The following is a 10,822-nucleotide window of genomic DNA, read 5'->3' as shown; positions in this document are numbered from 1 at the left end:
GTGCTCGGCGGCGGCGTGGTGGGAACGCAGGCGGCGCGCATGGCCGCAGGCCTCGGCGCTGAAGTCACGGTGATCGATCGCTCGATTCCACGTCTGCGCCAGCTGGACGATCTCTTTGTCGGAAGGGTGCGCACCCGCTTCTCGACGATCGAGTCGGTCGAGGAGGAGGTGTTCGCCGCCGACGTCGTGATCGGCGCTGTGCTGGTGCCGGGCGCGAGCGCCCCGAAGCTGGTCACGCGCGCGATGTTGAAGTCGATGCGGCCGGGCGCGGTGCTGGTCGACGTCGCCATCGACCAGGGCGGCTGCTTCGAGACCTCGCATCCGACCACGCACACCGAGCCGACCTATGAGGTCGAAGGCGTCGTGCATTATTGCGTCGCCAACATGCCTGGCGCGGTGCCGGTGACGTCGAGCCAAGCGCTCAACAACGCGACGCTGCCGTTCGGCCTGATGCTCGCGAACAAGGGCTTTGCCGCGGTGCTGGAAAATCCTCACTTGCGCAACGGCCTCAACGTGCATCGCGGCCGGATCACGAACAAGGCGGTGGCGGAAAGCCTGGGCCTGGAGTTCGCTCCGGTGGAGAGCGGGCTGGCGGCCTAGCGCTTATGCCGGCTTGCGATGACGACTGCCGAGCGCGGCCTCGATCGTCTCAGGTCTCTCGATCCGCTCGATCAGCATGTCGATGCGATCGCCGCCCCAGAACAGCTCGCCGTTGAACACCATGGTGGGCACGCCGAACACGCCGAGCGCTTCGGCATCAAAGATGATGCGGTCATGTTCGGCGCGTGCAGGGCCGTGCACGTAGGCCTCGAACTCGCTGGCCGAGCCGCCGCATGATGTGATGACATCCGTGATTGCGGCGAGATCGTCGATCTCCAGCTCATGGCTCCAGAATTTTCGGAATACCGTGTCATGGTAGGGGCGGAAGAAGCCATGCCGTTGTGCGAACAGCATGCCGACGCTGGAATAGAAGGCGTCGTAGATCCGTCGCGGCCCTTTCATGATGAGCCCCTGCGCATTGGCATGGCGGCGCGCGTCCATATAGGCGTAGCGCACTTTGCGCCAGAAATGCGGTGTGCGCTCCTCAACCGTCCCCATGAATTCCGCGACACGCAGCGTGTAAGGCAGCCATTCGATCTCGACGCCGTGTGTCTCTTGGAGCGTGAACAGACGCTTATTCGCGACGAATGCGTAGGGGCTCTTGTAGTCGGTGTAGACGCGCACGATTGGCTTGGGCACGGTCGGCTCCCTTTGGACGTGTGGCACTCCTTGGCGGGCGGGAAGTTAACTCGCGAATTCCGTCATTGCGAGCGCAGCGAAGCAATCCAGCGTCTCACTGCGGAAAGATTCAGGATTGCTTCGCCGCGCTCGCAATGACGATGTGGCAAGAGGTTACCCCTTCGTAAGCCGGTACTGCCCCATATCCGGATCATGCGTCATGCGCCAGTAATCCACGAACCGCCACGGCATCGCCGAAAACACCCGGCCGCTCGCATTGCGGTAGTAGGTGCTCATGCCCGGGTGGGTCCAGATCATCGCCTCGTGCTCGGCATCGACCTTGCGGACGTAATCATCGAGCACGTCCTGACGGACGTCGATGGCGGCGACGTCGTGCTCGATCATGTCGGCGAGGCAAGCCGAGATGTAGCGGCTCTGGCACTCCGACTGGAAGATGACGCTGCCGCCATGGGCAGGGCCTGAATTCGGCCCGAGCATGCAGAAGAAGTTCGGAAAGCCCGGCACGGTGAGGCCGAGATACGCAGTTGGATTGTCGTTGGCCCAAGCCTCACGCAAATCCTTGTCGTCGCGGCCACGGATGTTCAGGCGCGCTGCCATCTCCGTGACCTTGAAGCCGGTTGCGACCACGATGATATCGGCGGGCCGGTGCTTGCCGTCGGCGGTGACGATGCCGCTCTCGTCGAAATGATCGATCGCATCGGTGACCAATTCGACATTTTGTCGGGTCAGCGTCTTGAACCAGTTGTTGTCGAGCAGGATGCGCTTGCCGTAGGGCGGATAGGTCGGCACGCATTTTTCGATCAGATCGGGCCGATCCTTCAGCTCGGACAGGATGAAATCGGTCAGTTCCTGCCGATGCCGGTCATTGCCCTTGTTGACGGCGCGCTCCGGATGCGGCCAGGCCGGATCCTTGCGGAGGAAAGGCAGGAGGCCGTCGCCGTAGCGCCAGAACATGTTGAAGCGATACCACTGCACATAAAACGGCAGATGCGCCAGCAGCCAGCGCGCGCCCTCGCTGATCGGATCGGCGTAGCCCTTCACCGGCCGCGCCCATTGCGCGCTGCGCTGGTAGACGGTGACGGAGGCCACGCGGCAGGCGATCGAGGGTACCAGCTGCATCGATGTTGCGCCGGTGCCGATCACGGCGACATGCTTGCCGTCGAGATTGATCTCGTCGGACCATAGTGCCGAGTGCAGGATCGTGCCCTTGAAGTCTTCCTCGCCTTTGAAATGGGCGCGCGAGGGATCGTTGAGCTGGCCGATGGCCGAGACCAGCGCAGTGGATTCGAAAATCTCCTCGCCATCCTTTGTCTTGAGGGTGGAGATCCAGCGCCGCTTGGCTTCGTCCCAGCGCGACGAGGTCAATTCTGTGTTGACCCGCAAATGCTTGCGGATGCCGTATTCCTCCGCGACCTTCTGGAGATAGCCGAGCAGCTCCTCGCGCTGGCAGAAATAGCGCGTCCATGCGTTGCCCGAGCCGAACGAGTAGGAATAGGAATGGTTCGGCGTGTCGACGCCACAGCCGGGATAGCGATTGATCCACCAGGTGCCGCCGAGCTCGGCGTTCTTCTCGACGATGGTGTAGGGAATTCCGAGATGGCCGAGCGCCACGCCGAGCGCGATGGCACAGACGCCGGCGCCGACGATCAGCACATGCTGGTCGGCAAGCTTGTCGTCTGCTGGACGCTCGGTCCATCGCGCCTGGCGCGGCACGAAACCCATTTCCTCGCGCATCAGGGGGGCATATTCCGGCGCGACGTTCTCGCCGAGACACGCGCGCATCATCTTCAGCAGCAGCTCGTCGCCGGGATCGGTGATGACGGGCTTCGGCGTGCCATTGGCGAAGAGTTCGACGACCGCAGCGCGGATCTCGTCTTGGATGTCCCTGGGCACGCCGGCCTCGGGATCGGGAATGAGGCGAATGTCGCGCTTGGGCAGGTAGGGCGGCGCGAGCCACTTCTCGTCGCCGGTCATATGCACCAGCACCATCAGCAGACAGCGGATGTCGCCTTCGGCGATCGTGGAGGCGAGATCGAGCGGCTTGTGTGGAGATGCGATGTTCATGGCGTGTCCTGATCTCCGGATGCAGTGAAGAGGCCGCGCGTCATCAGCTTGCGATAGGCAGAGATGACGTGATCGGGCACGGCGGTGACGACGCCTTCCGAATAGGAGTAGCGTCGGCTGAGATAGCCGCGCGAGCCCATCAGCATGTGAACGATCGCCTCGAATTCCTCGTCGCTGTAGTCCTCTATGGCGCCGGCAAGGCGAGCCCGGCGCAGGATGCGGACATAGGCGGTCGCGATGTTGTCGAGATGCTTCTGATAGCCGATGGGTGCGAAGAACTCGGCTTCGTTGAGGATGCGCAGGAATTCCGGGACCTCGCGTATGAAATCGAAGAAGGCGGAGAAGCGCGCGATCTCCTGCCGGGCCGCATCCGCGGTGCCGGTGCGGGCGCGGATGAACTCGACCATGTCGAGACCGATCTTGGGCAGGAGCTGATCGAGCAGCTCCTGCCGGTTACCGAAATGATTGTAGAAGGTGCCCTGCGCGACGCCGGCTTCCTCGGTGATGCGCGCGACCGAGGCTTCGGCATAGCCATGCTTGCCGACCACCTTGGTGGCGGCCTCGAAGATCTTCTGCTTGGTCCAGGCGTTGCGCTCGACACGGTTGAGCTTTGTGACCTTGGCGTTCACTTGCGTCATTCAGAGGTCTCCAGCTCGGCGCGCAACAGGCGCTTCAGGATCTTGCCACTGGGATTGCGGGGAAGGCTGTCACGGATAATCAGCTGCTTCGGCACCTTGAAGCTCGCCAGCCGCGTGCGGCAGTGCTCGGTGAGGGCAGCAAGGTTGAGGCTGGCACCTTCGGCGAGCACGACGATGGCCACCGGCCGCTCGCCCCAGCGTGGATCGCGCAGCCCGATCACGGCGACCTCGCGCACGTCAGGCAGATCGTAGATGACGCGCTCGACCTCGGAGGATGCGATGTTCTCGCCGCCGGAGATGATCATGTCCTTCTTGCGGTCGCTCAAATACAGAAAGCCTTCGTGGTCGAGATAGCCGACGTCGCCGCTGCGGAACCAGTCGCCGAAGAAGGCGGAGGCCGTCTTCTCCGGATCCTTCCAATAGCCGCGCGTGATCTTCGGGCCGCGCAGGCAGATCTCGCCGTTGACATTCGGCGGCAGCGTCTTGCCGTCCTCGTCGCGGATCTCGATCTCGACATGGGCAATGGCGCGCCCGGTCGAGCCGATCTTCTCAATTTCGCGGCCGGCCTCCATGAAAGTATCGCCACCGACAGTCTCCGTGAGGCCGTAGGCGTCGATATAGCGCGCGTTGCGGAAATATTCCGAGAAGGCGCGGATGCGCAGCTCCGGCGTCTTCTCGCCGCCACCGATTGCCCACTTCAGGCTGGAAACGTCGTAGCGGTCGCGCGTCGGGCAGGTCAGCATCGCGGTGGTCATCACGGGCGCGAACCAGGCGGCATTCAGCTTGTCTTCGGCGATCGCCGCCAGCGCCGCCTCCGGCTCGAAATTGCGTTCGATGCGGATGAAGCCGCCATGCCAGAGCACAGCGATTCCGGGCAGATCGAGCGCGCCGACGTGATAGAGCGGGCCGAGGACGAGAAGGCGCGTGTCCGCACCGAGACCGAGCGCGATGGTCTGATCGGCCGACTTCCAGTAGAAATTATCGTAAGTGAGCATCACGCCCTTGGGGCGGTCGGTCGTGCCCGAGGTGTACATCAGCCGCATCAGGTCGGATGGCTGGCGCACATGCATGGGCGCGTGCAGCGTATCGCCGGCAAGATGGGTGATGCTTTGTTGCGCAGCTTCATTCACCACGATGGTCTTCGCGCCCGCTGCATTCGCCGCGAGTTCTTCATCGGCAATCAACATCCGCGCGCCGGCATTGCCGGCGATGTAGCTGACCTCGTCGCGCGAGAGCCGGAAATTGACCGGCAGGAACACCGCGCCGAGATGGCTGGTCGCGAACACGAGCTCCAGGAACGCCGCGCTGTTCTTCATCAGCACTGCGACGACGTCGCCTGGGCCGATGCCATGCGCGGCGAGCCAGCCTGCGACTTGGCGAACGCGCGCATGGAAGACCGCGTAGGAAATCTCCTCGCCGCGATATTTCAGCGCAGGGCGGTCCGGCGTACGCCGTGCATGAAAGGCGATGAAGCTCGAGAGGTTAATCATAGCGCTGTTTTGAGCCGATTGGCGGCCTCATGCCTCCCTTGATGAATTCTGACTCGTAATTCATCTTTGGCTTGACGTCACCCCCTTTGCTCTGAAATCCTTGGAGACACGGAGACGGACGATCTCCGGCAGGGATCAGGAACGCCGACCCACAAGAGGGAGGGGAAAATGACGAGAACCCGCACGCCGGGCATCAGCCGCCGTTCAACATTGGCGTTCATGGGCGCCGGTGCGATGACGTTTGCCGCGCCATGGGTGGCACGGGCGCAGGCCAAGACGATCAAGATCGGCATGCCGACGATTTTGTCGGGGCGCGTTGCGCAACTCGGCACGTCCTCGCGTAATGCCGTGATGCTCGAGGTCGAGAAGGTCAACGCCGCCGGCGGTCTTGCAGGCCGGCAGATCGAGATGGTGATCCGCGACTCCAAGGGGCAGCCGCAGGAGGCCGCCCGCGTCGCGCGCGAACTCGTCAACACCGACGGCTGCGAGCTGCTGCTCGACGGCGAGGCGTCCTCGGGATCGTTCGCAGTGCACGAGGTCGCGCGCGATCTCGGCGTGCTCTGCATCCACACCTGCTCGGAAGCCTCCTCGCTGACCGCCGATCCGAAGCAGCACATCCCGAATGCGTTCCGCTGCGTGCGGCAGGGCATCCACGATTCCATCGTCGGCGGCAGCTACGCCGCCTCGATCGCCAAGGCCAAGGGCTTGAAGAAGTGGGCGACCTGTTCGCCGGACTATGCCTATGGCCGCGACACCACCGGCGAGTTCACACTGTACCTGAAGCGCTTCGCGCCCGACGTCGAAATCATCAGCGAGTCCTGGCCAAAGCTGTTCCAGGCTGACTACACCGAGGTGGTGACGAAGATTCTTCAGGCCAAGCCGCAGGCGCTGTACTCCTGTCTGTGGGGCGGCGATCTCACCTCCTACATCGACCAGGCCAACATCTACGCGATGTTCAGCCAGATGGAGGTGTTCGCGGTCAACATGGCCGACTACACCGCGCTCACCGTGGTGAAGAATCTGCCCAAGGGCATCCACTCCGGCAATCGGTACATCAAGACCTTTCCGACCACGCCGGAGAACGCTGCCTGGGGTGATGCCTACAGGGCGAAGTACAACGAATATCCCACTAACTGGTCGTGGCAGAACGCGACGGCGGTGATGTTCCTGGCCGAAGCCGCCAAGAAGGCGAATTCGGCCGACGGCAAGAAGATCGCGGAAGTTTTGAAGGGCCTCACCATCAAGTGCCCGTTCGGCGCCGACGGCACCGTGACCATGCGCGGCGACGACCACACGCTGGTTGGCTACGCCATCGGCTGGGGCACCACGATCCCGCAGGAGCCTTACGTGCCCGAGGTCAAGGCCGGCGATTGGAAGACCATCTTCGAACTCGAGGCCGAGTGGAAGAAGAGCAAGGGCTACACCTGAACCGACGTGTCGGCGGAGACGGGCGACCGTCTCCGCCTTCGTTCGTTTTCCGCGTCGTTTCAGGCGCGCTGCAATGAAAGTGCTCCCGTGGATCTCGATGCGCTTGCCGGCTGCCTCTCCAGCTCCGCCTGTCTGGTGACGCAGACCACCAGCGGCCTCATCATCGGCATGCTTCTGTTTCTCGTCGCGGTCGGGCTGACGCTGATCTTCGGCGTGCTCAAGGTGGTCAATTTCAGCCACGGCGCCTTTTACATGTTCGGTGCCTATTTTGCGATGACGGCCTATCAGCTCACCGGCAGCTTCGCGCTGGCGATGCTGGCGGGCGCGGCGGGCACCGCCATTCTCGGCCTGGTCTTCGAGCGCGTCTTCATGAGCCGCGTCTACGGCGCGGACGTGTTGATGCAGGTCCTCGTCTGCTACGCCTTCGTGCTGATCTTTGACGATGTCGTGCGCATGATCTGGGGACCGGAATTCAAGTCCATGGGCATGCCGTCCGCGTTTCAGGTGATGCCGCTGTTCATCGGCGGAGGCGTCGTGCCGCCCTATTATCTTTTGCTGATCGCTGTGGCGCTAGTCGCGGCCATCGTGCTCGGCCTTGGCCTGGCGCGCAGCCGTATCGGCAAGGTCATCCGCGCCGCCGCGCACAATCCCGGCATGGTCTCGGCGCTCGGCATCAACACTGGTCTGATCTATGGCGGCGTGTTCGCGCTCGGCGGCATGCTGGCCGGCCTTGCAGGCGCGCTGGCCGCGCCCGTGCGCTCGCTTACCCCGGGGATGGGATTCTCGGTGCTGATCGAATCCTTCATCGTCACCGTGATCGGCGGCATGGGCTCGATCCTGGGGGCGCTGATCGGCGCGCTGCTGCTCGGTCTCATCAGGTCGTTCGGCTCGCAAGGCTTTCCCCTGTTCGTGGAAGGGCTGATGTATCTGTTCATGGTGATCGTGCTGGTCTCCAAACCCACCGGCCTGTTCGGCAAGGAGGCGGCATGACGGAGCTGGAGGCCGGACGCGCGCAGACGCTGGTGCCGGTGCGTAGCGGCCCGGCGCTTGGACGCTACCGCGATGTCCTGATTGCGCTGATCGCCTTCGCCGTGCTGGCGAGCCTGCCGCTCTTGTCAGGCAGCAAGGCGCTGCTCGATTTCGTCATCCGCTGCTCGGCCTACGGGCTGTTTGCGACTTCGCTCAATTTGCTCGTCGGCTACACCGGCCTGACCTCTTTCGGCCACGGCATGTTCTTTGGCCTCGGCGCGTATGGCTTCGGCCTGATCATGCAGAAACTGAGCGTGCCGATTCCCGTCGCCTTCATCGCGACGCTGGCGATCACGACGGTGGTCGCCGCCATCATCGGTGCGATCTGCGTGCGGCTGAAGGAGATCTATTTCGCCTTCGTCACGCTGGCTTTCCAGATGCTGATCCATTCGACGATCCTGTCCTGGGCCTCTTTCACCGGAGGCGACCAGGGCCTGCGCGGTGGCATTCCGCGCCCCGTGTTTCTCGGCATCGACCTCACCAACCACGTCCATCTCTATGTCGCGAGCTGCGCGCTTCTCGTCCTCGGCCTACTCGCGATGCGCCAGATCGCACAATCGCCGTTCGGCTACACGCTGCGCATGATCCGCGACAACGCGGCGCGCGCGAGCTTTCTCGGCATCGACGTCTGGCGCGCAAAGCTCACCGTGTTCGTGCTGGCGGCCTTGTTCGCGTCGATGGGCGGCATGGTGATGGCGCTGTTCGTCTCAGGCGCCTATCCGGAATTCGCCTATTGGACGATCTCGGGTGAGGGCATCTTCATCAACATGCTCGGCGGCGTCTCGACCTTCCTGGGGCCGATGGTGGGCACCGTGCTGCTGCTTTTGCTCAACGACACCGTGACGCGTTTCACCGAGTATCATGGCATCGTGCTCGGGGTGGTCATCCTGTTCTTCGCGCTGGGCCTGCGCAAGGGCCTCCTGGATTTCGTCGCCGAATGGGTTGCGCATCGGCGCGACGCAGGCGAGGGACGCTAGCCATGCTGGAGATACGCAATCTCGCAAAATCCTTCGGCGGCGTGAAGGCGACCAACGACGTCTCGCTCGACTTTCCCGACGGCTCGCTCACCGCGGTGATCGGCCCGAACGGCGCAGGCAAGAGCACCTTCTTCAACCTGATCACCGGCGCGTTGAAGCCGGATTCCGGCCAGGTGCTGCTCGACGGCGTCGATCTCGCCGGCCGCTCGCCGCCGGAGATCGTGCGTCACGGCATCGGCCGCGCCTTCCAGGTCGCCAGCATCTTCAAGTCGCTGACGGTGCAGGAGACGATGCTCGCTGCCGTCAGCGCCGACCAGCGCTCGTCGGCGGTGCTGCACAAGCGCTTTCCATTGCTAGAGACGCGCGAGCGCGCCGAGCATGTGATGGAGCTGCTGGGGCTCGCCGGCAAGCGCAATCGCACCGCCGCGACGCTCTCGCATGGCGACCAGAAGCTGCTCGACATCGCGCTCGCGCTAGTGCTCGAACCAAAAGTGTTGCTGCTGGACGAACCCACCGCCGGCATGGGCCCGGAGGAACGCTGGCGCATGATCGACAAGGTGCGCGAGCTCTGGGAGACCCAGAAGATCACCGTCGTCTTCATCGAGCACGACATGGATATCGTGTTCAAGATCGCCCCGAAGATCGTCGTGCTCTGCTATGGGCGTATCCTCGCGACCGGCACGCCCGACGAGATCCGCAACAACAGCGCTGTGATCGAGGCCTATCTCGGCACCGAACACGCGGGAGCTGCCGCATGAGCGGGGTCGTCATCGAAGTTGCCGATCTCGACGTCTATTACGGCACCAGCCAGATCCTGTTCGGCGTCGGCCTGTCGGTGCGGCAGGGCGAGACCATGGCGCTGCTCGGGCGCAATGGCGCGGGCAAGTCGACGACCATGAAAGCGATCATGGGACTGGCGCCGCCGCGGCGGGGCAGGGTCAGTCTGCGCGGCGCGGTCATCTCCGGCCGGAAGCCGCACACGATTGCGCGCGCCGGCCTCGGCTTCGTGCCGGAGGACCGGCAGGTCTTTCCGGAGCACACGGTGGAGGACAATCTCGTCATCGGGAAGAAGAAGGGGCCCGAAGGCCAAGACGAATGGCCGATCAAGCGCATCTACGAGGTTTTTCCGCTGCTGGAGCCGCTGCGCCACCGTATCGCCGGGCGCCTGTCCGGCGGCGAGCAGCAGATGCTCGCCATCGCGCGCACGCTGATGGGAAACCCCGCACTGCTGTTGCTGGATGAGCCGAGCGAGGGTCTCGCACCGATCATCGTGCAACGGATCGGCGAGCTTCTGCGGCAGCTCCGTTCGCTCGGTTCGACCGTGTTGATCGCCGAGCAGAACATGCATTTCTGCCTGGGCTTGGCGAGCCATGCCACCGTCATCGACAAGGGCCAGATCGTCTATGCCGCCGGAATCGACGAGCTGAAGGCCAACGACGCGATCCGACGGCGATATCTGGCCCTGTAGCCTCCGTCCCGGTGTCCGCGTGGCCGGAGGAGGAAAACTGTTGTCCCGAGGTTGCACGACGGAAGAAGATTTCCCTCCGAGGGGGAAAAACGCCAATCCCTTCCATTGCCGTTTGAGCCGGAAACGACGACATTCTGTCAGGATTTGATGGATTGGCGCAGCCATGGAACGCACCGGATTTGAGCCCTTCGGCGAGCAGTTGGTGTCCGCAACGGACACCCAGCCGAAGTCGCGCGCCTCAAAGCTCCTGCTGCGGAGTGGCACCACGCTGTTCTGGTCGTTGGTCGCGGGTATCGTGCTTGCCCGCGCCGCCTTCTTCGAGCCCGGCATCTATGACGGCTTCAGCCGGGTCGCTTCGCTCGCCAAGAGCCTCATCTTCTAAGGCCGATTATTCCAGGCTGAGGATAGGACTTCTCTCGGGCCTGATATGTCGAAAACTTATTCCCCTCTCGGGCCTTGCTGCGTATAAATCTTTCCCCTCTGGGAGAG

General features: G+C 63.4%; 11 protein-coding genes. 7 read left to right on the top strand and 4 right to left on the bottom strand.

Annotated features, from left to right (window positions below; all coding sequences use genetic code 11):
* Positions 1-600: alanine dehydrogenase (locus SE91_RS19935; RefSeq protein ID WP_197489489.1), on the top strand; the 600-nt coding region annotated here is incomplete at its 5' end.
* A gap of 3 nt (positions 601-603) precedes the next feature.
* On the opposite strand, the gene SE91_RS19930 is transcribed toward SE91_RS19935, so the two are convergent.
* The 4 genes from SE91_RS19930 to SE91_RS19915 all read right to left on the bottom strand — a co-directional run bounded on the left by SE91_RS19930 (position 604) and on the right by SE91_RS19915 (position 5,431).
* On the bottom strand, positions 604-1,239 hold the full coding sequence (locus tag SE91_RS19930; RefSeq protein WP_061851218.1) for a 2-hydroxychromene-2-carboxylate isomerase: 636 nt from the start codon (positions 1,237-1,239) through the stop codon (positions 604-606).
* Positions 1,240-1,392: 153 nt separating this feature from the next.
* Positions 1,393-3,303, bottom strand: coding sequence for a flavin-containing monooxygenase (locus SE91_RS19925; protein WP_061848799.1), 1,911 nt, complete (start codon positions 3,301-3,303; stop codon positions 1,393-1,395).
* A complete protein-coding gene (locus SE91_RS19920; protein ID WP_061848798.1) occupies positions 3,300-3,941 on the bottom strand; it encodes a TetR/AcrR family transcriptional regulator in 642 nt (213 codons plus the stop codon). Before SE91_RS19920 ends, SE91_RS19925 begins: the two co-directional genes overlap by 4 nt.
* Complete coding sequence (locus SE91_RS19915) at positions 3,938-5,431, bottom strand: AMP-binding protein (RefSeq protein WP_061848797.1); 1,494 nt, start codon at positions 5,429-5,431, stop codon at positions 3,938-3,940. The genes SE91_RS19920 and SE91_RS19915 overlap by 4 nt, the downstream gene beginning before the upstream one ends.
* Before the next feature lie 168 nt (positions 5,432-5,599).
* On the opposite strand from SE91_RS19915, the gene SE91_RS19910 reads away from it, so the two are divergent.
* The 6 genes from SE91_RS19910 to SE91_RS19885 all read left to right on the top strand — a co-directional run bounded on the left by SE91_RS19910 (position 5,600) and on the right by SE91_RS19885 (position 10,715).
* Complete coding sequence (locus SE91_RS19910; protein WP_061848796.1) at positions 5,600-6,859, top strand: ABC transporter substrate-binding protein; 1,260 nt, start codon at positions 5,600-5,602, stop codon at positions 6,857-6,859.
* 87 nt (positions 6,860-6,946) lie between these two features.
* Positions 6,947-7,849, top strand: coding sequence for a branched-chain amino acid ABC transporter permease (locus tag SE91_RS19905; protein ID WP_008554084.1), 903 nt, complete (start codon positions 6,947-6,949; stop codon positions 7,847-7,849).
* Positions 7,846-8,865: a branched-chain amino acid ABC transporter permease gene (locus SE91_RS19900; RefSeq protein ID WP_060735606.1), complete on the top strand. Its 1,020-nt coding sequence runs from the start codon at positions 7,846-7,848 to the stop codon at positions 8,863-8,865. Before SE91_RS19905 ends, SE91_RS19900 begins: the two co-directional genes overlap by 4 nt.
* A gap of 2 nt (positions 8,866-8,867) precedes the next feature.
* The gene (locus SE91_RS19895) at positions 8,868-9,623 is read left to right on the top strand and encodes an ABC transporter ATP-binding protein (protein WP_061848795.1); all 756 of its coding nucleotides are present in this window, start codon (positions 8,868-8,870) and stop codon (positions 9,621-9,623) included.
* Positions 9,620-10,333 carry an ABC transporter ATP-binding protein gene (locus SE91_RS19890; RefSeq protein ID WP_061848794.1) on the top strand — a complete coding sequence of 238 codons (714 nt, stop codon included), beginning with the start codon at positions 9,620-9,622 and terminating at the stop codon, positions 10,331-10,333. The genes SE91_RS19895 and SE91_RS19890 overlap by 4 nt, the downstream gene beginning before the upstream one ends.
* Positions 10,334-10,496: 163 nt before the next feature.
* Positions 10,497-10,715: a hypothetical protein gene (locus SE91_RS19885; protein ID WP_008554103.1), complete on the top strand. Its 219-nt coding sequence runs from the start codon at positions 10,497-10,499 to the stop codon at positions 10,713-10,715.
* Positions 10,716-10,822 lie beyond the last annotated feature (107 nt).

The organism is Bradyrhizobium sp. DOA1, assembly GCF_001593325.1.
Lineage (GTDB): Bacteria > Pseudomonadota > Alphaproteobacteria > Rhizobiales > Xanthobacteraceae > Bradyrhizobium.
This window is presented reverse-complemented; position numbering and strand designations above follow the sequence as displayed.

Excerpts from the sequence above, each read along its gene's own strand:
- SE91_RS19910 (WP_061848796.1), top strand. The coding sequence starts at position 5,600 with ATGACGAGAACCCGCACGCCGGGCATCAGCCGCCGTTCAACATTGGCG.
- SE91_RS19915 (WP_061848797.1), bottom strand. The coding sequence starts at position 5,431 with ATGATTAACCTCTCGAGCTTCATCGCCTTTCATGCACGGCGTACGCCG.
- SE91_RS19890 (WP_061848794.1), top strand. The coding sequence starts at position 9,620 with ATGAGCGGGGTCGTCATCGAAGTTGCCGATCTCGACGTCTATTACGGC.
- SE91_RS19925 (WP_061848799.1), bottom strand. The coding sequence starts at position 3,303 with ATGAACATCGCATCTCCACACAAGCCGCTCGATCTCGCCTCCACGATC.
- SE91_RS19895 (WP_061848795.1), top strand. The coding sequence starts at position 8,868 with ATGCTGGAGATACGCAATCTCGCAAAATCCTTCGGCGGCGTGAAGGCG.
- SE91_RS19900 (WP_060735606.1), top strand. The coding sequence starts at position 7,846 with ATGACGGAGCTGGAGGCCGGACGCGCGCAGACGCTGGTGCCGGTGCGT.
- SE91_RS19920 (WP_061848798.1), bottom strand. The coding sequence starts at position 3,941 with ATGACGCAAGTGAACGCCAAGGTCACAAAGCTCAACCGTGTCGAGCGC.
- SE91_RS19885 (WP_008554103.1), top strand. The coding sequence starts at position 10,497 with ATGGAACGCACCGGATTTGAGCCCTTCGGCGAGCAGTTGGTGTCCGCA.